Source organism: Novosphingobium sp. B-7 (assembly GCF_000410615.1).
GTDB classification, from domain to species: domain Bacteria; phylum Pseudomonadota; class Alphaproteobacteria; order Sphingomonadales; family Sphingomonadaceae; genus Novosphingobium; species Novosphingobium capsulatum.
The window spans coordinates 54,530-74,743 of the sequence record NZ_KE148491.1; the positions used below are offsets into that span (position 1 = coordinate 54,530).

At 64.8% G+C, this 20,214-nt stretch carries 22 protein-coding genes; 15 read left to right on the top strand and 7 right to left on the bottom strand.

Annotated elements, in window-relative coordinates; genetic code table 11:
• Positions 1-25 precede the first annotated feature (25 nt).
• The 3 genes from H926_RS0121725 to H926_RS0121735 all read left to right on the top strand — a co-directional run bounded on the left by H926_RS0121725 (position 26) and on the right by H926_RS0121735 (position 2,595).
• On the top strand, positions 26-574 hold the full coding sequence (locus tag H926_RS0121725) for a murein L,D-transpeptidase family protein (RefSeq protein WP_022678127.1): 549 nt from the start codon (positions 26-28) through the stop codon (positions 572-574).
• A gap of 106 nt (positions 575-680) precedes the next feature.
• A complete protein-coding gene (locus H926_RS0121730; protein WP_022678128.1) occupies positions 681-1,733 on the top strand; it encodes a winged helix DNA-binding protein in 1,053 nt (350 codons plus the stop codon).
• 466 nt (positions 1,734-2,199) lie between these two features.
• A complete protein-coding gene (locus tag H926_RS0121735; protein ID WP_028658347.1) occupies positions 2,200-2,595 on the top strand; it encodes a VOC family protein in 396 nt (131 codons plus the stop codon).
• Positions 2,596-3,074: 479 nt separating this feature from the next.
• Here H926_RS0121735 and H926_RS0121740 read toward each other — a convergent pair whose 3' ends face one another.
• Positions 3,075-4,238: an acyltransferase gene (locus tag H926_RS0121740; protein ID WP_022678130.1), complete on the bottom strand. Its 1,164-nt coding sequence runs from the start codon at positions 4,236-4,238 to the stop codon at positions 3,075-3,077.
• Positions 4,239-4,419: 181 nt separating this feature from the next.
• Here H926_RS0121740 and H926_RS0121745 point away from each other — a divergent pair, with 181 nt between their 5' ends.
• Entirely contained in the window at positions 4,420-5,232 is an 813-nt protein-coding gene (locus tag H926_RS0121745) for a MerR family transcriptional regulator (RefSeq protein WP_022678131.1), read from the top strand.
• Positions 5,233-5,322: 90 nt separating this feature from the next.
• On the opposite strand, the gene H926_RS0121750 is transcribed toward H926_RS0121745, so the two are convergent.
• Positions 5,323-6,378 (bottom strand): ribonucleotide-diphosphate reductase subunit beta, encoded by a 1,056-nt coding sequence (locus H926_RS0121750; protein WP_022678132.1) that lies wholly within the window; start codon positions 6,376-6,378, stop codon positions 5,323-5,325.
• Between the two features lie 332 nt (positions 6,379-6,710).
• Between H926_RS0121750 and H926_RS0121755 the strand changes: the two genes are divergently transcribed.
• On the top strand, positions 6,711-6,968 hold the full coding sequence (locus tag H926_RS0121755; protein ID WP_022678133.1) for a DUF2171 domain-containing protein: 258 nt from the start codon (positions 6,711-6,713) through the stop codon (positions 6,966-6,968).
• 128 nt (positions 6,969-7,096) lie between these two features.
• Here H926_RS0121755 and H926_RS0121760 read toward each other — a convergent pair whose 3' ends face one another.
• Together H926_RS0121760 and H926_RS0121765 are read right to left on the bottom strand one after the other, a co-directional pair.
• A complete protein-coding gene (locus tag H926_RS0121760; protein ID WP_022678134.1) occupies positions 7,097-7,489 on the bottom strand; it encodes a PepSY-associated TM helix domain-containing protein in 393 nt (130 codons plus the stop codon).
• 356 nt (positions 7,490-7,845) lie between these two features.
• On the bottom strand, positions 7,846-9,912 hold the full coding sequence (locus tag H926_RS0121765) for a ribonucleoside-diphosphate reductase subunit alpha (protein WP_022678135.1): 2,067 nt from the start codon (positions 9,910-9,912) through the stop codon (positions 7,846-7,848).
• 667 nt (positions 9,913-10,579) lie between these two features.
• Between H926_RS0121765 and H926_RS0121770 the strand changes: the two genes are divergently transcribed.
• Positions 10,580-10,831 carry a GlsB/YeaQ/YmgE family stress response membrane protein gene (locus H926_RS0121770; protein ID WP_022678136.1) on the top strand — a complete coding sequence of 84 codons (252 nt, stop codon included), beginning with the start codon at positions 10,580-10,582 and terminating at the stop codon, positions 10,829-10,831.
• A 60-nt stretch (positions 10,832-10,891) separates the two neighbouring features.
• Here the strand turns inward: H926_RS0121770 and nadB are convergent, their stop codons facing one another.
• The 3 genes from nadB to H926_RS0121785 form a co-directional block, all read right to left on the bottom strand.
• Positions 10,892-12,484: an L-aspartate oxidase gene (gene nadB / locus H926_RS0121775; RefSeq protein ID WP_022678137.1), complete on the bottom strand. Its 1,593-nt coding sequence runs from the start codon at positions 12,482-12,484 to the stop codon at positions 10,892-10,894.
• Between the two features lie 181 nt (positions 12,485-12,665).
• Positions 12,666-12,938: a hypothetical protein gene (locus tag H926_RS32760; protein WP_148291851.1), complete on the bottom strand. Its 273-nt coding sequence runs from the start codon at positions 12,936-12,938 to the stop codon at positions 12,666-12,668.
• Positions 12,939-12,988: 50 nt separating this feature from the next.
• Entirely contained in the window at positions 12,989-13,948 is a 960-nt protein-coding gene (locus tag H926_RS0121785) for an ABC transporter ATP-binding protein (protein WP_022678139.1), read from the bottom strand.
• 96 nt (positions 13,949-14,044) lie between these two features.
• On the opposite strand from H926_RS0121785, the gene H926_RS0121790 reads away from it, so the two are divergent.
• The 9 genes from H926_RS0121790 to H926_RS35195 all read left to right on the top strand — a co-directional run.
• Positions 14,045-14,266 carry a zinc-finger domain-containing protein gene (locus H926_RS0121790; protein WP_022678140.1) on the top strand — a complete coding sequence of 74 codons (222 nt, stop codon included), beginning with the start codon at positions 14,045-14,047 and terminating at the stop codon, positions 14,264-14,266.
• A gap of 89 nt (positions 14,267-14,355) precedes the next feature.
• A complete protein-coding gene (gene tldD / locus H926_RS0121795; protein WP_028658350.1) occupies positions 14,356-15,798 on the top strand; it encodes a metalloprotease TldD in 1,443 nt (480 codons plus the stop codon).
• An 89-nt stretch (positions 15,799-15,887) separates the two neighbouring features.
• Positions 15,888-16,310, top strand: coding sequence for a hypothetical protein (locus H926_RS0121800; protein ID WP_022678142.1), 423 nt, complete (start codon positions 15,888-15,890; stop codon positions 16,308-16,310).
• Between the two features lie 15 nt (positions 16,311-16,325).
• A complete protein-coding gene (locus tag H926_RS0121805) occupies positions 16,326-16,880 on the top strand; it encodes a DUF924 family protein (RefSeq protein ID WP_022678143.1) in 555 nt (184 codons plus the stop codon).
• A gap of 33 nt (positions 16,881-16,913) precedes the next feature.
• Positions 16,914-17,432, top strand: a complete 519-nt coding sequence (locus H926_RS0121810; RefSeq protein WP_022678144.1) for a GNAT family N-acetyltransferase — start codon at positions 16,914-16,916, stop codon at positions 17,430-17,432.
• 54 nt (positions 17,433-17,486) lie between these two features.
• Positions 17,487-18,626 (top strand): flavodoxin-dependent (E)-4-hydroxy-3-methylbut-2-enyl-diphosphate synthase, encoded by a 1,140-nt coding sequence (ispG, locus tag H926_RS0121815; protein WP_022678145.1) that lies wholly within the window; start codon positions 17,487-17,489, stop codon positions 18,624-18,626.
• An 8-nt stretch (positions 18,627-18,634) separates the two neighbouring features.
• The gene (locus tag H926_RS0121820) at positions 18,635-19,213 is read left to right on the top strand and encodes a hypothetical protein (RefSeq protein WP_133816481.1); all 579 of its coding nucleotides are present in this window, start codon (positions 18,635-18,637) and stop codon (positions 19,211-19,213) included.
• Complete coding sequence (locus tag H926_RS0121825) at positions 19,210-19,698, top strand: GNAT family N-acetyltransferase (RefSeq protein ID WP_022678147.1); 489 nt, start codon at positions 19,210-19,212, stop codon at positions 19,696-19,698. Before H926_RS0121820 ends, H926_RS0121825 begins: the two co-directional genes overlap by 4 nt.
• Positions 19,699-19,752: 54 nt before the next feature.
• Positions 19,753-20,214, top strand: a 462-nt coding sequence (locus H926_RS35195) for a murein L,D-transpeptidase catalytic domain-containing protein (RefSeq protein WP_237741149.1), incomplete at its 3' end; no start/stop codon positions are given.

Genomic DNA, 20,214 nt, shown 5'->3' on the forward strand with positions numbered 1-20,214 from the left:
CTGGCCGGAGCGATAGGATGGCGTCATGCGCCGCTCCATCGCCCTCTTGGCATTGGCATGTGCGGCGGCGGGCCTGTGGGCCTTGCCGCCGCTCTTGCATGAAATGCCCGCGCGGGCGCAGGCGGTTGCTGCCGAGGTGGGCGATAGCGGAGCAGAGGTGGCGCGGGTGCGCGTGGAAAAGGCCGCGCGGCGCCTTGTCCTGCTCGATGAGCAAGGGCGCCCCTTGCGCGTCTTCACCGGCATCCAGCTGGGCCCGGCGCCAACCGGACCCAAGCATTTCGAGGGCGATGGCCGCACGCCCGAGGGGCACTACACTATCGACCACGGCAATCCGGCCAGCGCCTATCATCTCTCGCTGCACATCTCCTATCCCGATGCCGCCGACCGCGCCTACGCCGCGGCGGCCGGCCGCGCGCCGGGCGGGCAGATCTTTCTGCATGGCCAGCCCAACGGCTTTGGCCCGTTGCGCGCGCCGGGCGATTGGACCGAAGGCTGTATCGCGCTCAAAAACTCCGAAATTGAGGAAATCTGGCAGCGCGTTGGCGATGGAACGCCCATAGATATCGTGCCCTGAGTAGCTCGCTCTGGCTCTCTCGCTCCAAAACCGAGGCATCTGGCGTTGACCTGATCCCGCTTTGTTCCGCAAGTGTTCGCATACGCGATTTTACGGAGTGGGGACAATGGGGCAGGCTGCGGCGCGTTTTGATTACGGATTTTCCGGCGAAAGCGGGACAACGGACGACCGGGTGCAAGAGCATTCTTTCGGCTGGGGTGCCGGGGAAGGGCGCGGGGTTCAGCCGCTTGCCGTGTCGATCTTTGCCGATCGTGGCTATCTGCGCGCCGAAATGGCCGAAGACGCCGCCGCCGCCGGCCTGCGCGTGGCGCAGACCAGCGATCTTGAACGGCTGGTATCCGATGCGGCCGCCCCGGGGTTGGGTGATCTCGTCTTGGTCGATTGCCCGGTGATCGACGGACTGGAACTGGCCGCGCTGTCGCGGCTCGATAGCTGCGCGGCGCAAAGCGGTTCGCAACTGGTGGTATCCACCAGCATCGGCTCGCTCGATGATGTCTTTGGCTGCCTTGACCAATCAGAAGCGCAGATTCTGGTCACCCCCAGCCGGGCCGAGCGGGTGATTGCCATGGGCCGCGTGCTCGCCCGCACCGGCAACCGCGTGCGCGAACTGGGGGAGGAAGACCGCCTTACGCTGCTGCGCCTGACCGAGCAGGTGACCAACATCGCCGCCCGGCTCGAACAGCTCTCGCCCGGCAACGCGGCTGACGTGGAAAGCGCCTCCGCGTTTCGCTTCAACGGAGAGGGCGGGGAAGCCGGCCCGGCCAGGCTCGATGAAGGCACCGATCGCCTGGTGCGCACCGCCCGCCCACCGCTGCCCGATCCGCGCTTGGTGCGCAAGATCATCCGCCAACGTCAGCTGCGCGCCCGCTTTTTCGAGGGCGACCTGTTCGCCGATCCGGCGTGGGACATGCTGCTCGATCTGACCGCCGCCCGCGTGGAGCACGTGCGCGTCTCGGTTACCTCGCTGTGCATCGCCTCGGGCGTGCCCCCCACCACCGCGCTGCGCTGGATCGGCCAGATGACAGACGCCGGCCTGCTCCAGCGCGTAGACGACGAAACCGACCGCCGCCGCGCCTTCATCACCCTTACCGATAAGGCCGCCGATGCCATGGCCCGCTACTTCGCCGAACTCGGCTCATCGGCCAACGCGCTGGTCTGATCCCGCCCGCGTTCGTCGCGCGGTGTTGCGATGGCGGCTGGGGTATGCCTCCCGGGCGCCAGCCGCACACCAGTGTTCAATGACAAAGGCACGTTTCGGCGCTTTGCCGAGAACCTGACGAGTACGTGACAGTTTGCCCCACTTTATGCGTAAAACAGTGTTGTTCACGCCGCCTAGTCGCGTCGGCGCACATGGCAGTTGCAACCGCGCTGCCTCCCGCATGATATTGCGAAATGTGATCAATGAATACTGGATGATGGCATGAACGATCGATGCTTTTCTACCGTTGCGACGTAACGTTTCGAACAGCAGCAGCTCTCGCTAAACATCTGATATCCTGAAATTCCCCCGCTGGCCGCTGAGCGCGACCGGCTCGGCTTGCTAAATCGCCTGACAGCGCACTCGCCGCTTGCTCCGATCCCGCATCGCCTCCACAAGCCTTCTATCAGCTATGCGGAGAGAGAAATTGCTGTTCCACACAATGGTAGGCTCCAACGACATTGAGCGCTCGCGGCGGTTCTATGACGCGGTTTTGGGTGTTCTCGGCGTGCCAGAGCCGATGATCAACATCGCGGGAAGCGGACATACGCGCCTTTTCTACCCGAACCAGGGCGGAACCAACTTCATCGTCACCCAGCCGATCAACGATGAGCCCGCCACCGTCGCGAACGGGGCCACCGTCGCATTCTCGTGCAATTCGCCCGAGCAAGTTCAACAATTTCATGACGTCGCGGTGGCCAACGGCGGAACGTCAATCGAAGACGCCCCTGGTCCGCGAGCGTCCGCGATGGGGACTATCCACCTGACGTATGTGCGCGATCCAGACGGCAACAAGCTTTGTGGGATTCACATCCCCGGATAACGTTTTCGCATCCGTATCTGCGCCGGCCCAGCGAGCGATTAGGCGCTCCGCAGGGCCGGGCAGCCCTGTCCTGGCCCGCGCGCGACACGCCGCCATCGGCTTTTCGGCAAGGTGGCATGGCCGGCTCAGACGCATCCAGACGTTCGATCTGGCAATCGTGAACGACTGGTGGTGATCGCAAACTGCCTCCCCGATTACCAGCGGCAGATGATGGCTATTTCGCGCAGACGCGCCAAACCTGACGGCGGCAAGCTAGGGTCTGTGGGGATTTAGGCCAGGGTGGCGCGAGAATGGCGGATTTTCAGGGCCCGGAGCGCAGCGTACTTTTGGTACGTGAACCGGAAGCGCGAAAAGCGACCGTTCGCAGCCCGCCATCGGCTCAATCCCCACTCACCCTAGGGCATGGGTAAAACGGTAGCAGACGCCCCAACCGCCAGCGTCGCGCATTCATGCCCTGGCAACACGGCCCCGTGTGCAAATCAAGTCCGGGATGAGCGCAAGGCGCGCGCAAATGGAGCTTGGCCTTGGTCCGCCGGCGCCGTCTTGGTGTGGCGGCGGCGTTCGGCGCGGCGTAGCCAGGCCTGGACCGGTGCATCGAACCAGCGGTTGGCGGCCCAGGCGACGGCTATGACGGCCACTGCTTGCACCAGGGCGAGGGCTGCGGCGGGCAGCGGCGCGTGCCGGCCCAGTTCCACGCCGAGGCGCAGCACCGGGCCTTGCAGGATATAGATCGGATAGCTGAGCAGACCGAGCCAGTGCGCCGCGCGCGCCACGCGGCCGTCGAGCGGCACGGCGGCAGCCAGCCAGACCAGCAGCGGAAAGCCGATCAGCGCCAATGCGCCGTCATAGATCGCCGGATCGAGGCCGATCATGCGTTCCGGGACGATGAGCAGCGCGGCGGCAAGGCCGGTGCACAGGGCAATAGCGAGCACGGGGCGGCGGCGCGCGGGTTCGCGGCGCCAGCGGAAGATCAGGATGCCGGCAAAGAACGGATAGACCACCCGCGCCGCGCCAAACGCGAAATCGGCTTTGTCCGTGCCGCCCATCAGGCGGCCGAAATGGGCGATGTCTGTCACCACCAGCACGGCGCCCAGGCCGACCAGCGCCAGCAGCACCCGCTGCGACAGGAAGCGGGCGATAAGGGCATAGGCCAGGTTCACATAGGCTTCGAACGCGAGGGACCATGCCGCCATGTTGAGCGGAAAGGCAGTGGGCCATTGTGGAAACAACGGGCAGGGCAGCAGGGCGAGGGCAAAGCCCAGTGCGAGCAGGGCATCGCGCAACGACACGCTGTGGCGCAGGAACACCGCGCCCAGAAACACGCAGAAGCCCATTACCGTGCCCAGCGCCAGCAGGGGATAGAGCCGCCGCGCCCGCGCCCGGGCAAAGCCGGCCCGCGACAGGCGCCCGTCGCGCACTTGCGCGTCATAGGCAAAGGCGATGACGAAGCCCGACAGCGTGTAGAAGAAGTCGACCGCCAGCCCGGCATGGGGCAGGGCCGAAAGGCTGTGCTGCTGCACCAGGTGATAGGCCAGCACGACCAGCGCCGCCACGCCGCGCAAGGCATCGAGCAGGCCAAACCGCTGTGTAACGTGCTGGCTTTCGCCGTGATCCCTCGCGCCAGCGCGCGCGCCATCTGTCATCTGCCAGCGCCCCCTTGCGTCCGCCCCGGGGCAGCCAGGTTGCGGCGCGCCGGGTGTGGCATGGGATCGTGGTTTTGCATCGGCATCGCAACGCGTGGTGGATCGGAAACCGAGCCATTGCCGTGGCGCCGCGCACCAAGGGGGTTGATGTTGACGCAGGGTCAACCGCTAGATCGCGGTCATGGATGATTCGTTTGCCATCGATGACGTAGTCCGCCGTACCGGGCTGACTGCCCGGGCCTTGCGCTTTTACGAGGCGCGCGGGCTCTTGGCGCCGCTGCGCACCCAATCCGGCCGGCGCTGGTATGGGCCGGCCGATCTTGAGCGCATCCACCGCATCGTGGCGTTGAAGAAAGCCGGGTTGAGCCTCGCTGAGATCAAGCGCCTGTTCGATCGCAAGCCGATCGATCTGGCAGCGTTGCTGTCGGCACAGCGTGAGCGACTGGTGCAGCAGGCCGCCGAGATCACCGAGGCTTTGACGCTGATCGATTCCGCATTGTCCCGCGTCGGCCGAGGCGAGCCGCTCGATGCCGCGACGCTCTGCTCGCTGATCCGCAAGGGAGATACGATGATGACAGATGGACAACAGGCGTGGAAAGCGGTGCTCGATCGCTACTATACGGCAGAAGAGCAGTCCCACTGGCAGGCGGCGATGCCCGCGGCGGCCCCGTTTGACCAAGCAGCCTATCATGCGCAGTGGCAGGCACTGGGGCGCCGGATCGAGGCGATGCTGCCGCTCGATCCTGCCAGCGATGCCGCATTGGCGCTGGTGCGCGAATGGCTGGCGTTGCTGGAACCGTTCACGCGCCAGGCCAGCCCGATGATGTGGGAAGGGGCGAGCCGCCTCTATGCCGACATGGACAACTGGCAGGGCGAGGCCGATCCCGGCTTCAGCAAGCAGGTTTGGGATTTCATCGCCGCCGCGGCCGCGGCCGCACGCAAGGCGGGCAAGGATATCGGCCCCTTGCCCGCGTTCATGGCGCCGCCGGCCTGATCAGCCGCCCCATGCGCAAGAGCCTCGCCCCGTGCACGGCGCACGGGACGAGGCTCTCGTTGGCCTGAGGCCTATGCCCTGTTCGGGGCCTTATTCGGCGGCGATGCCGGCCGCGCCGAACATGTCGACGTCTTCTTCGGTCGGTTCTTCAACCGTGTTGGCAGCCTTGGCGTTGCGGCGGTTGTCGAAGTTCGACCACACATCGTTCCAGTTGCCGCGCGTGGCTGCCTTGGAATATTCGGTGGCGCGCGTTTCGAAGAAGTTGGCGTGTTCCACCCCGTTGAGCAGCGGGGTCAGCCAGGGCAGCGGGTGTTCCTCGATCATGTAGATCGGATCAAAGCCCAGCTGGCCCAGGCGCCAATCGGCGATATAGCGGATGTAGCGCTTGATTTCCTTGGGGCTCATCCCCGGAACCGGGCCCTGCTCGAACGCCAGGTCGATGAAGGCATCTTCCAGGCGCACGGTCTTCTGGCAGCAATCGAGGATGTCTTCCTTCACCGCCTTGGTCAGGCACTGGCGTTCGTTGCAGAATTCCTTGAACAGGCGGGTAATGCCTTCGCAGTGCAGCGATTCATCGCGCACCGACCACGAGACGATCTGCCCCATGCCCTTCATCTTGTTGAAGCGCGGGAAGTTCATCAGCATCGCGAACGAGGCGAACAGCTGCAGGCCTTCGGTGAAGCCGCCGAACATCGCCAGGGTGCGGGCAATGTCTTCGTCGCTGTCCACGCCGAAGTTCTGCATGTAATCATGCTTGTCCTTCATTTCGGCGTATTCGAGGAACATGCCGTATTCGCTTTCCGGCATGCCGATCGTGTCGAGCAGGTGCGAATAGGCCGCGATGTGGATCGTTTCCATGTTGGAGAACGAAGCCAGCATCATCTTCACTTCGGTGGGCTTGAACCCCCTGCCATACTTTTCGTGATAGCAATCCTGCACTTCCACGTCGGCCTGGGTGAAGAAGCGGAAGATCTGGGTGAGCAGGTTGCGCTCGTGGTCCGACAGCTTCTGCGCCCAGTCGCGGCAATCCTCGCCCAGCGGCACTTCTTCCGGCATCCAGTGAATCTGTTGCTGACGCTTCCAGTATTCATAGGCCCAGGGATATTCGAAGGGCTTGTAGGTCTTGCGGGCTTCAAGAAGGGACATGGGTGGCAATCCTGTTGGAATTCGAAAGAATATGGGCTGTTTCAGGCGGCAAGGAAAGCCGGCCTGGAGGGCATGGGCATGGGCAAGGGGCCAGGGCGGTTTCGCCATCGGCCCAAACGAAGCGGCGGGGCGCCGGCGCGGCGGCACTGCGCGGCACGACGGGCGCATTCCGGCTTGCGCCAACCTGCGGTGTCTGCCCATTCGGGCGCGGCATGCGATCGCAGGGTATAATGCCGGGAACGGCCGGCCCGGCGCGGCATTGTGGGCACAGGGGCAGACGGGCGAACAAGGCCCGCATCCCTCATACCACCACACAATGCAGGAGGCTGGGCATGACCGGCAACGACAGCAATCCCATCGCAAGCCAGATTCGCGAGCACATGGCCGTCATCGGCGCAGACGGTGCCCCGGTTGGCACGGTCGATCATGTCGATGGACATCGCATCAAGCTGACCAAGGCCAACAGCGGCGCCCACAAAGGGCACCACCACTACCTGTCGCTCGGTCTGGTGGCCGGAGTCGAGGGCGACACGGTGCGTCTTTCGGCCAACGCCGACGTCGCCCTGACCTTTGAGGAAGAGGAAAAGTAGGTTTCCGCTTCCCATATAGGCTGAAGTTCCTCGAAAAGCCGCGTCCCCTTCGCGGCTAGGTCGTCCCTGGCGACCGGAAGGCGCCTCGCTCCACGTCGTAAGTGGCGAGGCGCTTTTTCCGTGGTCACCTACTTCCAGAACCAGCCCGGCTTGAGGTTGCGATCCTTGCGGTTGCGCCACATCTGGATGTACATCCACAGCCCTGAAAAGCTGAAGAAAATCATCGCAAAGCCCGACAGCGTGCTGATCAGCACCCCGGCCGGCCCAAAGCTTTCGCCCGAATGCAGATGGTGCAGCAACCCGACGATCGACTTGCCGCCCTTGGGCTTGGGCCGGCACATATAGTCCGGCGGGCAGACGAACGCCGGCTTGGCCGGGGTTGCCTCCGCCATGGTCTTGGCCGGCCGGTCGCCGTCCCCGCCGCTGAGCAGCGGAACAACCTGACTGAGCGTGCCCGTCACGGCGATCCACAAAAGGAAGACTCCGAAAAACACCGAAATCCAGCGGTGCCACTTGCGCATTGAACGATCCCCTATGGTCCTGTGGCCCGCTGCCGATACCGGCATTGGCATCGCCGGGCCGCGCCACCTTGTGACGGTGTGTTGCCGGCCGGGGCAAGCAGCGAAATGTCGCCATCTGTAACATCGGCAGGGTCTTGGCGTGGTCCGGCATGGGTGACGCTCACTGGGTAACGATCACGGGCAGGATAGCGAATGGCGCGATTCCGGCGGGTGGGACCGCTGGGTGGGGCCGGCAGGGGGCGATCATGCCATGCTGGCCGATCGCCCCCTCGTTTCCCAAATGGCCTCGGCGAAGCGCCTTGAACGATAAATACCTATCGCCAGGCGGTCAGCGGTTGGGCCTTATTGGCAAGCACTTATTGGCAGGCCAGGCATTCCTCGTAATCGGTCTGCTTGACGTCGAGTTCGATCCGGCGCGCTTCGGCGGTGTTGTCTGCCTCGACCCCGCCAGCGAAGCCGGCGCGCTGCACCGACTTGGAGCGCAGGTAATAGAGCGACTTGATGCCCTTTTCCCAAGCCTGGAAGTGGAGCATCAGCAAGTCCCACTTGTCGACATCGGCCGGGATATAGAGGTTCAGCGACTGCGCCTGGTCGATATAGGGCGTGCGGTCGGCCGAGAATTCAAGCAGCCAGCGCTGGTCGATCTCGAAGCTGGTCTTGTAGACCGCCTTCTCGTCGGCCGAGAGGAACTCGAGATGCTGGACCGAGCCGCCGCGTTCCAGGATCGAGTTCCACACATTGGTGGAATCCTTGGACTTTTCGCGCAGCAGCTTTTCCAGGTACGGGTTCTTCACCACGAACGAGCCCGACAGCGTCTTGTGCGTGTAGATGTTCGCCGGGATCGGCTCGATGCAGGCCGAGGTGCCGCCGCAGATGATCGAGATCGACGCGGTGGGCGCGATCGCCATCTTGCACGAGAAGCGCTGCATCACGCCCATGTCTGACGCATCGGGGCAGGGGCCGCGTTCCTGGGCGAGCAGCAGCGAGGCTTCGTCGGCCTTGGCGGCGATGTGGCGGAACATCTTGAGGTTCCACGCCTTGGCCATGGCGGATTCGAAGGCAATGCCCTTCTTCTGCAGGAACGAGTGGAAGCCCATCACGCCCATTCCGACCGAACGCTCGCGTGCGGCGGAATATTTGGCGCGGGCCATCTCGTCGGGCGCGCGATCGATGAAGTCCTGCAGCACGTTGTCGAGGAAACGCAGCACGTCTTCCACGAAGTGCTTGTCACCCTGCCACTCGTCCCAGGTTTCCAGATTGAGCGAGGAAAGGCAGCACACCGCAGTACGATCGTTGCCGAGGTGGTCGATGCCGGTGGGCAGCGTGATTTCCGAGCAGAGGTTGGAGGTGGAAACCTTCAGCCCCAGATCGCGGTGATGCTTTGGCATCATGCGGTTCACGGTGTCGGAGAACACGATATAGGGTTCGCCGGTGGCCAGGCGCACTTCGACCAGCTTCTGGAACAGCGAGCGGGCATCAACTTTGCCGCGCACCGACTTGTCCTTGGGGCTGCGCAGCGCGAATTCGGCGCCATCCCGCACGGCTTCCATGAACTCGTCGGTCAGTAGCACGCCGTGGTGCAGGTTCAGGGCCTTGCGGTTGAAATCGCCCGAAGACTTGCGGATTTCGAGGAACTCTTCGATCTCGGGGTGCGAGATGTCGAGATAGCATGCGGCCGAGCCACGGCGCAGCGAGCCCTGGCTGATGGCCAGCGTCAGGCTGTCCATCACGCGGACGAAGGGGATGATCCCGCTGGTCTTGCCGTTGAGGCCGACATTTTCGCCGATCCCGCGGACATTGCCCCAATAGGTGCCGATGCCGCCCCCGCGCGAGGCGAGCCATACGTTCTCGTTCCAGGTCTTGACGATGCCTTCCAGGCTGTCTTCCACCGAATTGAGATAGCACGAGATCGGCAGGCCGCGGCCAGTGCCGCCGTTCGACAGCACGGGCGTGGCGGGCATGAACCACAGCTTGGAGATGTAGTCATAGAGCCGCTGGGCGTGGTCCTGGTCGTCGGCATAGGCATCGGCCACGCGCGCGAACAGATCCTGGTAGGTTTCACCGGGCAGCAGATAGCGATCGTCGAGCGTGTCCTTGCCGAAGATCGTCAGCTTGGCGTCGCGCGCGGCATCGGTGACGATGGTAAAGCGGCGCGGGTTGACCGACTTGGAATCGATTGGCGGGGCCTTTGCGGCATCGCTCGTCGCGCTGGCCATGATCGCGGCCGCGGCCGAAACCAGATCCGCGCTACCCTTGTCGTCTGCCTGCATGTCCACTGCCTTTGCTTCCGCCGGTTGCGCAGCCTTGCGCGTGGCCTTGGTTGCGGTTGCCGGGGTCTCCGGCGCGGCGTCGCGTTCGAGGGTGGCCAGGCCACCTTCCAGTCCCAGTTCGTCCTGCGCCATCACAGCCGTTCCATCGTTCATTTCCCCGGTCCTGAAATTCACGTTCCATTCCCCGTTTGCACGAGGCCCGCCGCGAGTGACGGACCGGATATTGCTGACACTGCCAATGGCCGCGCGATCCAGCATGTGCTGGCCCTTGCAGCCTGGCTTCGGTGGCAGAACGAGAGACGACTCAACGCGCCCGCGATCATGCCATAAATTGAAACAGAAAGGGAACAGAATCCCTGTCTGCCATGCCGCGACGCCGAAAACCCAAGCAACGTCAAAGGCTCCGCAACGGTGGACGAGCCACATGCACCCTATATGGGGTGCATCCTGACATATAACTAGGTTTGGTTGCCCTCCGTGGCCACGACCACAACCCATAGTGCTTGAACCGGGTCTGGCAGGCAAGTGGCACATGCCCTCAAGGGCTACGCGATTCGTCGCAAGTACGATTCGCTTCGTCGCTGCCCCACTCATGCTGCAGTGCAGCGACGCGCGGGCTTTCCAAGGCTTCAAGGGAAAAATGACGGGTGCGAAATATTTTTCGTACCCGCTGGCTTTGCTGTGGAAAATACGATGTCCAGAGGCACTGGCACGATATCCCCAGCCGCACTACCCATAGGGGGTGTACCAAGTGGAGGACCCCAGGGCTGAGCGGCACGCCGCTGCCGGGCGCGGCACCTTCGCACAGGAGGAACGAGTAATGCGCGATATCCTTTCGATGCTGCTGTCGGGGCTGCTGGTCGGCATCGCCGCCCGCTTTCTCTATCCCGGCGCAGTGGAGATTGGCCTTGCCCGCACGATCGCGCTGGGCATCGGCGGCGCGCTGGTGGCCGGCCTGGCATCGAGCCTGGCTGGACGCGGGAGCGTGAGCGAAGGGTTCAACCGCGCCGGTTGCCTCGCCTCGGTGCTGGGCGCGATGCTGTTGATCTATCTGGGCCGCCACTTCTGGTAATGGCGGATTGATGATGGCGGGGCCGGGCAGGGGCCCCGCCGCCGGTCAGCCTGCCGCCGGTCAGCCGGGCACCAGGATGGTCTCGCGCGCGGCGGGCTGCGCCTGGGGGAAATCCTGGTTGTAATGCAGTCCGCGGCTCTCGCGCCGCGCCCGCGCGCTCTGCACGATCAGGTCTGCCGCCTGAAGCAGGTTGCGCAACTCGATCAGATCGGCCGTGACGCGCACATTGCCATAGTATTCGTTGATCTCGCTCTGCAGCAGGGCAATGCGATGGGCGGCGCGCTCCAGGCGCTTGTTGGTGCGCACGATGCCCACGTAGTTCCACATGAACCGGCGCAACTCGGTCCAGTTCTGTTTGATCACCACGTCTTCGTCGGAATCGGCCACGCGGCTTTCGTCCCAGCCGCGCACTTCGGGCGGGGGTGAAAACTCGTCCCAGCAATCGAGAATGTTGCGCGCGGCAGCATCGCCGAACACGAAGCATTCGAGCAGGCTGTTCGATGCCAGGCGGTTGGCGCCGTGCAGCCCGCTTTCCGAGCATTCGCCGACGGCATAGAGCCCGGTGAGATCGGTGCGCCCGGACAGGTCCACCAGCACGCCGCCGCAGGTATAGTGCTGCGCCGGCACCACCGGGATCGGCTCGCGCGTCATGTCGATGCCCAGACCCAGCAGCCGCTCATAGATATTGGGGAAGTGGCCGCGGACGAATTCGGGGTCCTTGTGGCTGATGTCGAGATGGACATAGTCCAGCCCCAGCCGCTTGATCTCGTGGTCGATGGCGCGGGCCACCACGTCACGCGGGGCCAGTTCCTCGCGCGGGTCGAAGCGCGGCATGAAGCGCTCGCCACCGCCGGGGAAGCCGGGCGGGATCTTGAGGTGCCCACCTTCGCCGCGCACCGCCTCGGTGATCAGGAAGTTCTTGACCTCCAGATTGTAAAGGCAGGTGGGGTGGAACTGCATGAATTCCATGTTGGATACGCGGCAGCCCGCGCGCCAGGCCATGGCAATGCCATCACCAGTTGCCCCGCGCGGGGCCGTGCTGAACAGATAGGTGCGGCCCGCGCCGCCGGTCGCCAGGATCGTGGCGCGCGCGGTGAGGCATTCGACCTTGCCGCTGGCGGTGTTGAGGGCATAGCAGCCCCACACGCGGCGATCGCCCTTGGGGTGGGCGCGGTGCCGGTCGGTGACAAGGTCGATCGCCACCATGTCGGGCTTGAGCGTGATGTTGGGGTGCGCCATCGCCGCGCGGATCAGCGCCTGCTGAACGGCCGCGCCGGTGGCATCATCGACATGGACGATGCGGCGGTGCGAATGGCCGCCTTCGCGGGTCAGGTGCAGGCTGCCGGCCTCTTCGTTGAACGGCACGCCGATTTCGCCCAAGCGGGCAATCGCCTCGGGCGCATGCTCCACCACGTATTCCACGGTTTCCCGCCGGTTGAGGCCACATCCCGCGATCATCGTGTCGCGCACGTGATCCTCGAAAGTGTCACCTTCGTCGAGTACGGCGGCAATGCCACCCTGGGCCCACGCGGTTGACCCCCCGTCGAGTCGGCCCTTGGCCAGCACCATGACGCGGCAGCGTTCCGCCAGAACCAGCGCGGCGGTAAGCCCGGCTGCGCCCGAGCCGATGATGAGAACGTCGTGCCCGCTCATGGCTGGGCCGTGCGAGAAAGGGGGGTCTTGATGCTCACGCGCGCCTCTTTGCCCGCGCGGGCCGGGTTTGGAAAGGGATTTGCCGCGCGGTGGCCCGTGCTGGCCGCAGGCCGGAACGGGAGATATATAACTTAAGATATAGATATCTTATAATTTCATTTCGTTTTCACCAGATGGAATGTTAAGAGTGCGCCATCTGAAAAGTGCCATCGGAGTCGGGCGGAAAATGGTATTCGGTCGTGTCCTGTGCTTGTTCAACCGCCATCGCCCACAGCGCGATAAAGTCACCTGGGATGGCTTCAACTACAATTCCGAATGTGTGCATTGCGGCAAGCGGATCTATCGTCGCCAGGGTGGTGGCTGGCGCGCCATGCGGGCGCCAGCGCTGGACGAAAAGGGTGCCGAGGCCCAGTAACAACGGGGTTTTTCCGACGAAAAAAGGGGGCGCGGCCACAGTGGCTGCACCCCCTTTTTGCTGGGCGCACATGGCGCTGAAGCGGCGTCTCAGGCGCCGGCGGTCAGGCTCACAAACACGTCTTCCAGATCGGCTTCGCGGGTCGACACGTCGAGGATCTGCACGCCCATGGCCTGGACCAGGGCCATGACTTCGCCCGCGTTGCTGCGATCCTTGTCATAGGTGATTTCCACCTGTCTTTCGTTAAGGGTCGCCTTGATGAAGGCGGGATGCTGCGGCGCCTGTGCCAGCGGCTTGTCCAGCGTCAGCACCACGACCTTTTCCCGTGCCATGCCAACCAGTTCGCGCGTCGGCTTGTTGGTGATCAACCGACCGTGGTTGATGATCGCGATGCGGTCGCACAGCTGCTCGGCTTCTTCCAGGTAGTGCGTGGTCAAGACCACGGTCACGCCGCCGGCATTGAGTTCGCCCACCAGTTCCCACAACTGGCGGCGCAGTTCTACGTCCACCCCGGCGGTCGGTTCGTCCAGCACCAGCACGGGCGGGGTGTGGACCATCGCCTTGGCAATCAGCAGGCGCCGCTTCATGCCGCCCGACAGCGAGCGGGAATAGGCCTTGGCCTTGTCGGCCAGGTGCACCGCGCGCAGCAGTTCCATCGAGCGGCGCAGATGCTTGGGCACGCCATAGAGGCCAGCCTGGATATCGAGCACTTCGATCGGCGTGAAGAACGGGTCGAACACGATTTCCTGCGGCACGATGCCGATCGCCGCCTTGGCATTGCGCCGATCGGTATCGATATCGTGGCCCCAGATTTCCACCGTGCCCGAGGTTTTCAGGACCAGGCCCGCCAGCGTGTTGATCAGCGTGGACTTGCCCGCCCCATTGGGGCCGAGCAGGCCGAAGATTTCCCCGCGCGGCACATCGAAGCTGACGCCTTCCAGCGCGAGCTTGGCCGGCGCCTTGCCCGTGGCGGCATAGCGTTTGACCAGGTCGCGGATGCGGATGGCGGGTTCGGCGGTGGTGGGGGAGATCGGGGCGGAGGCGTTCATGCCGCGCTTCCTGCCCCCAGTCGCGCGCAAGGTAAAGGCTTCAATGGGGCAAAACGGCAATTGTGCGGCGCGGTGGCATTTGCTAGGCGGCGGGGCATGATCCAGCCACCCGAAACGATCTTCACCGATGCCACCCGCGTCAGCTGCGACGGGTCGAGCGGCATCCGCACGACCGGCGCATTCAAGCCTTCCGCCCTTGGCCACCCGCGCGTGTGGCTCGAGATCGACGAGAAGGGCTATGTCGAGTGCGGCTATTGCGACAAGCGCTTCGTGCTCAAGGGCGGCCCGGCCGACACCGGCGCCACGCAGGCCGCCTGAACTGGTGCTAACCGGTTGCGCCGCACCAATTGTGGCGCACCGGCAGGACGCCGCTGGCCAGCGGCCGTGCGCGTGCCTATATCGGCGGGATGACGCTTTCTGCCGACACCCGCTCGCTGCTCTATCGCCCCGGCCTGCTGACCCCCGATGACGCGCAACGCCTAGTGCGCGGTGCGCTGGGCGCGTGTGATGATGGCGAGCTGTTCCTGCAATTCGTGGCCAGCGAAAGCTTTGGCTTTGACGACGGGCGGCTGAAGACGGCGGACTATTCGCGCGACGCCGGCTTTGGCCTGCGCGGCGTGTCGGACGAAATGACCGGCTTTGCCCATGCCAACGAGGTTTCGGCCGCCGCGATTGCTCGGGCGGGCGAAACGCTCAAGCTGCTCGATCCGGCCAAGGGCCAGCCAGCGCCGCCACCGCGCCATAACAACCGCCATCTCTATACCGATGCCTCGCCCCTCGATGGCGTGCCGTTCGAGGCCAAGGTGCGCCTGCTCGAACAGATCGATGCCGCCGCCCGTGCCCGTGATCCGCGCGTGGTGCAGGTCTCTGCCTCGCTCTCTGGCTCGTGGTCGGTGGTCGAGGTGGTGCGTGCCGACGGCTTTGTCGCGCATGACGTGCGCCCGCTCGTGCGGCTCAACGTGTCGGTCGTGGTGGAAGACAACGGGCGCCGCGAAACCGGCTCGTTCGGGATCGGCGGGCGGCGGCTCTATGACGATCTGTTCCTGCCCGAGACCTGGAACCGCGGTATCGACCAGGCGCTGCACCAGGCGGTGACCAATCTTTCAGCCGTCGCTGCGCCGGCAGGCGAGATGACTGTGCTGGTCGGCCCGGGTTGGCCCGGCGTGCTGCTACACGAGGCGGTCGGCCATGGCCTGGAAGGCGATTTCAACCGCAAGGGCACCAGCGCCTTTTCCGGGCGAATCGGCCAGCGCGTGGCGGCGCCCGGCGTGACGGTGGTGGACGATGGCACGCTGCTGGGCCTGGGCGGGCAGGGCCGGCGCGGCTCGCTCTCGATCGACGATGAAGGCACACCTACCCAGGAAAACGTGCTGATCGAGGATGGTATTCTCAAGGGCTATATCCAGGATCGGCTCAATGCGCGGCTGATGGGCGTGGCGCCCACCGGCAATGGCCGGCGCGAAAGCTATGCCCATGCGCCGATGCCGCGCATGACCAATACTTTCATGCGTGGCGGCAACGATGATCCGGCCGAACTGCTGTCGCGCGTCAAGGACGGCATCTTTGCCAAGTCGTTCGGTGGCGGCCAGGTGGATATCACCAGCGGCAAGTTCGTGTTTACCTGCACCGAAGCCTATCGCGTAAAGAACGGCAAGCTGGGCGATCCGATCAAGGGCGCCACGCTGATCGGCGATGGCCCCACCGTGCTGACGCGGGTGACCGGGATCGGCAACGATTTCGCGCTGGATGAAGGCGTCGGGGTGTGCGGCAAGGGCGGGCAGAGCGTGCCAGCCGGCGTCGGTCAGCCCACTGTGCTGGTCGATGGGCTGACCGTGGGGGGCACGGCCTGACGCCTGCATTTTTCAGGTGGAGTTCAGCGCCGGCATGGTATTCTGCCGGGCATAAGATCGAGACACGCAAGACCAAGAGGCGAATCATGATGAAGCAGGCAAAAATGCTGGCTCTTTCGCTCGCTGTGGGCAGCATGGCGCTGGCCGGAACCATGGCCGAAGCCAAGCCGCGGCTGACCCCGCAACAGGAACTGGACAAGCGCCTGGAAGGGCGCGTGCCGGGCAAGCCGGTGGATTGCATCTACATGCCCACCGTCGCCGGATCGCAGGTCTTTGACAAGACCGCGATCGTCTATGATTCGGGCCGCACGCTCTATGTCCAGAAGCCGCGCACCGGCGCCGAATCGCTGCGCAGCGATGATATCCTGGTCACCCGGCTAACCGGTTCGGAACTCTGCGCGATCGACACCGTGCAACTGCGCGATCGCACCAGCGGTTTCTGGCGCGGGTTCGTCGGGCTCGACAAGTTCATTCCCTATACCAAGCCCGACAAAGTGGCGCAGGCGAACTGACGGATAGGCCAATCGATGGTGACGACGCCGCGTTTCTGGGCGCAGGATCTGCTGCATTTCTGGTTCCGTGCGTTGTCACCCCAGGCCCGCTTTGCCAACGATCCCGCAATCGACGCGGCAATCGCAGATCGTTTCGCGCCTTTGCTCGGCCCGATCGCAGCGCAGCCGCTCACCGAGCTGGCCAAGGATCGGGATACGCTGCGCGCGGCGATCCTGCTGTTCGACCAGGTGCCGCGCAATGCCTTTCGCGATAGCGCCCAGGCCTTTGCCTATGACGATCTGGCCCTGGCGCTGACCCGCGTTGCCCTGCACCGGGGCTGGGACCGTGGGCTGGACCGCGATGCGCGGCAATTCCTGCTGATGCCCCTGATGCACAGCGAAGACCGCGTGGTGCAGCGCGAAAGCGTTGCCCGCTTCACCGCGCTGGGCAGCAGCTATATCCGCAGCTTTGCCGTGGCGCACGCGCGCATGGTCTGGCGCTTTGGCCGCTTTCCCCACCGCAACGCCGTGCTCGGCCGGGTCAGTTCGGCGGCGGAAAAGCGGGCCGTGGCAGCAGGCAACCATTGGTAGCAATTGCCGCGCCAGGCCATTATGCAGCCTGGCATGACGACGCTGCGCCTTGCCACCCCCGCTGATGCCCTGCCGCTGGCCGACCTTGCCCGCCGTGCAATTTCGGCCAAGTTCGAGCATCTCTACAAGCCGGAAGATTTTGCCGCGTTCATGGAAGAGGCGCATAGCGACGCGGTAACGGCGCGGCAGATCGCTGATCCGGGCATGCGCATCGCTGTGATCGAGGATGACGGGCGCTTGGTCGCGTTCTGCAAGCTGGTGCTCGATAGCACGCTGCCGCGCGACTATACGCACCCGCAAAGGCCGCTGGAATTGAAGCAGCTCTACACCGATCCCGCCTGCATCGGCGGCGGTTTGGGGCGGCAGCTGATGGATTGGGCGATGGCCACCGCGCGCGATCGTGGCGCCGACGAGATTCAGCTCACGGTCTATAGCGACAACCCCGATGCGCAGCGCTTTTACCACCGCTTTGGCTTTGAAAAGATTGCCGATATCGAATTCTGGGTGGGCAACCACTGCGACCCGGAATTTCTTTACGCCTGCAAGCTCTGATCACCCTTCATGCCGGGTGGCCATGGCGCGGGGCACACGGTATAAGCCGGCAGCATGAGCGAGATCCGTCCCTGGCGCACCATCGTGCGCCGCAAGAGCCGCCAGATCATGGTGGGCAGCGTGCCGGTCGGGGGCGATGCCCCTATCACCGTCCAGACCATGACCAACACGCCCACGGAAGATGCCGTGGCGACGATAGACCAGATCCGCCGCTGCGAGGATGCCGGGGCGGACCTGATCCGCGTGTCCTGCCCCGACGTGGCGAGCACGGCGGCGCTGGGCAAGATCGTGAAGGCATCGCGCATTCCGATCATCGCCGACATCCATTTCCACTACAAGCGCGCGCTCGAAGCGGCTGACGCGGGCGCTGCCTGCCTGCGCATCAACCCCGGCAACATCGGCTCGGCCGATCGCGTGGCCGAAGTGGTGCGCGCGGCCAAGGCCAATGGCTGTGCGATCCGCATCGGCGTCAATGGTGGCAGCCTGGAACGGCACCTGCTGGAAAAGTATGGCGAGCCGTGCCCGGAAGCGCTGGTCGAATCCGCGCTTGATCACATCAAGCTGCTGCAAGACCACGACTTCCACGAATACAAGGTGGCGGTGAAGGCCTCTGACGTGTTCCTGGCGGTATCGGCCTATATGGGCCTGGCTGAAGCGGTCGATTGCCCGCTGCACCTGGGGATCACCGAGGCCGGCGGCTTGATCGGCGGCACGGTCAAATCGGCGATCGGCATCGGCAACCTGCTGTGGGCCGGGATCGGCGATACCTTGCGCGTTTCGCTGTCGGCCGAGCCGGAAGAGGAAGTGCGCGTCGGCTTTGAAATCCTCAAGAGCCTGGGCCTGCGCACACGCGGCGTGCGCGTGGTGTCGTGCCCCAGCTGCGCGCGCCAGGGCTTTGACGTGATCCGCACGGTCGAGGCGCTGGAAGCCCGGCTGCAGCACATCAAGACGCCGATTTCGCTCTCGGTGCTGGGCTGCGTGGTCAATGGTCCGGGCGAAGCGCGCGAAACCGATATCGGCCTGACCGGCGGCGGCAATGGCAAGCACATGGTCTATCTCTCGGGCGTGACCGATCACACCGTGCAGTCCGAAGAGATGCTCGATCATATCGTCGCCCTGGTCGAGGCCAAGGCGGCCGAGATGGAAGCGGCGGCCGATGCGGCTGCGGCCAAAGTGGGCGAGCCGGCAGAGTGAAGCCGGCCATGGTGCTGCTGGCCGCGCCGCTGATCATCGCGGCCGCGCCGGCCTTGGCGCAGGACGCGTTTCAGGCCGGCCTGGCGCGGTTCGAGCAGGGCGATGCCAGTCTGGATGCACGCGCGCTGCGCTGGCAGAACCGTGCCCGTCTGGGGGGCACCGTGCCCGAATGGGACCAGGCGCAATCGGCCTGGGCCACGATCGAGCGTGATCCCGCGCGCAGCCTGGCCATGGCGCAGGCGCAACGCGCGATCGATCCGCTCAATCTCAATGCGCTCTATCTGGAAGAACAGGCTCTGCCGCGCCTGGGCCGCGCGGATGAAGCGCGGCTGCGCCATGCGCAGATCCTCATCCTGCTGCGCGGCATCACCGGCGGCCAGGACGGCGCAACGCGCGAGCGCGCTTGGAACGTGGTGAGCGCGGCGGAAAAGGACACCGCGCTGGCCCTGCTGGGCTTTACCGTGACGGGCGAGGAAACGCGGCGCGACGGCGGCCATGCTTATGCGGTGATAACGGCCACGCCGCCGATGGGCGGGCAGGCGATGACGATCTGGATCGGCGTCGATGCCCTGGTGCCGGCGCCATGACGATCGCGGTGCGCCCGGCCACGCGCGCTGATCTGCCACTGGTGGCGCAGCTGATCCGCGATCTGGCTGCCTATGAAAAGCTCTCGCACGCGGTGCGCTTTGACGAAGCCACGCTGGGCGAGCATCTGTTCGGCCCGCGCCCGATGGCCGAAGTGCTGGTGGCCGAGCAGGACGGCGTGGGGCAGGGCTTTGCCTTGTTCTTTCACAACTTTTCCACGTTCGAAGGCAAGCCGGGAATTTATCTGGAAGACCTTTACGTGCGGCCCGAGGCGCGCGGCGCCGGCTTGGGCAAGGCCCTGCTCCAGGCGCTTGCCGGCTTGGCCATCGCGCGCGGCTGTGCGCGGCTGGAATGGTCGGTGCTCGATTGGAATGCGCCGTCGATCGCGTTCTACCGGTCACTGGGCGCACGCATGATGGACGAATGGCGGATCATGCGGGTAGATAGTGCTGCGTTGCAGCAACTGGGGACTGTGAGCCAAGGTTGATCCGTGGTAACCTTGTTCAGCTTTTACCCATGAAAACCATGGCATGATCGGAATATGAAGCAGCATCTGGCAGACAAGACCGGCGCCGCAGCCGGCGGCGTGCATGCCGAAGGCACGTCACGGCGCGGCCTGCTGCGCGGCATGGTGGCCGCCGGTGGTGCGCTTGCCGGCGCTGCCAGCGCACCGCGCGTGTTTGCCCAGGCCTGGTCGATGCCGCAGCAGCATCGCCGCGTGCTGGATGTGGCGGCCCAGCAGCGCGATCGCGTGGCCAATCTCTTGTGGCACACCGATGTGGTCGGCATTGCCGATTTCTCGCTGCCCTCTTCACTGCCGCGCTTCCACTTTGCTGATCTGCAGGCTGGCCGCGTCGATTCGATCCTGGTCGCCCATGGCCGTGGCTCTGATCCCGAGCACGATGGCTTTCTCAAGTTCTTCTCGAACCAGATCAACAGCCTGGCGACCTCGCGCGGGGCATTCGTGACCAACGAGTGGTATCGCGGCAAATACGGCAGGTCG

Coding starts and splice junctions, on each gene's coding strand:
- H926_RS0121750 (WP_022678132.1), bottom strand. CDS start 6,378: ATGTCCCTTCTTGAAGCCCGCAAGACCTACAAGCCCTTCGAATATCCC.
- H926_RS0121800 (WP_022678142.1), top strand. CDS start 15,888: ATGAAGCAGGCAAAAATGCTGGCTCTTTCGCTCGCTGTGGGCAGCATG.
- H926_RS0121765 (WP_022678135.1), bottom strand. CDS start 9,912: ATGAACGATGGAACGGCTGTGATGGCGCAGGACGAACTGGGACTGGAA.
- H926_RS0121730 (WP_022678128.1), top strand. CDS start 681: ATGGGGCAGGCTGCGGCGCGTTTTGATTACGGATTTTCCGGCGAAAGC.
- tldD (WP_028658350.1), top strand. CDS start 14,356: ATGACGCTTTCTGCCGACACCCGCTCGCTGCTCTATCGCCCCGGCCTG.
- H926_RS0121745 (WP_022678131.1), top strand. CDS start 4,420: ATGGATGATTCGTTTGCCATCGATGACGTAGTCCGCCGTACCGGGCTG.
- H926_RS0121785 (WP_022678139.1), bottom strand. CDS start 13,948: ATGAACGCCTCCGCCCCGATCTCCCCCACCACCGCCGAACCCGCCATC.
- H926_RS0121755 (WP_022678133.1), top strand. CDS start 6,711: ATGACCGGCAACGACAGCAATCCCATCGCAAGCCAGATTCGCGAGCAC.
- H926_RS0121790 (WP_022678140.1), top strand. CDS start 14,045: ATGATCCAGCCACCCGAAACGATCTTCACCGATGCCACCCGCGTCAGC.
- H926_RS0121760 (WP_022678134.1), bottom strand. CDS start 7,489: ATGCGCAAGTGGCACCGCTGGATTTCGGTGTTTTTCGGAGTCTTCCTT.
- H926_RS0121740 (WP_022678130.1), bottom strand. CDS start 4,238: ATGACAGATGGCGCGCGCGCTGGCGCGAGGGATCACGGCGAAAGCCAG.
- H926_RS0121825 (WP_022678147.1), top strand. CDS start 19,210: ATGACGATCGCGGTGCGCCCGGCCACGCGCGCTGATCTGCCACTGGTG.
- H926_RS0121805 (WP_022678143.1), top strand. CDS start 16,326: ATGGTGACGACGCCGCGTTTCTGGGCGCAGGATCTGCTGCATTTCTGG.
- ispG (WP_022678145.1), top strand. CDS start 17,487: ATGAGCGAGATCCGTCCCTGGCGCACCATCGTGCGCCGCAAGAGCCGC.
- H926_RS0121770 (WP_022678136.1), top strand. CDS start 10,580: ATGCGCGATATCCTTTCGATGCTGCTGTCGGGGCTGCTGGTCGGCATC.
- nadB (WP_022678137.1), bottom strand. CDS start 12,484: ATGAGCGGGCACGACGTTCTCATCATCGGCTCGGGCGCAGCCGGGCTT.
- H926_RS0121725 (WP_022678127.1), top strand. CDS start 26: ATGCGCCGCTCCATCGCCCTCTTGGCATTGGCATGTGCGGCGGCGGGC.
- H926_RS0121820 (WP_133816481.1), top strand. CDS start 18,635: ATGGTGCTGCTGGCCGCGCCGCTGATCATCGCGGCCGCGCCGGCCTTG.
- H926_RS0121810 (WP_022678144.1), top strand. CDS start 16,914: ATGACGACGCTGCGCCTTGCCACCCCCGCTGATGCCCTGCCGCTGGCC.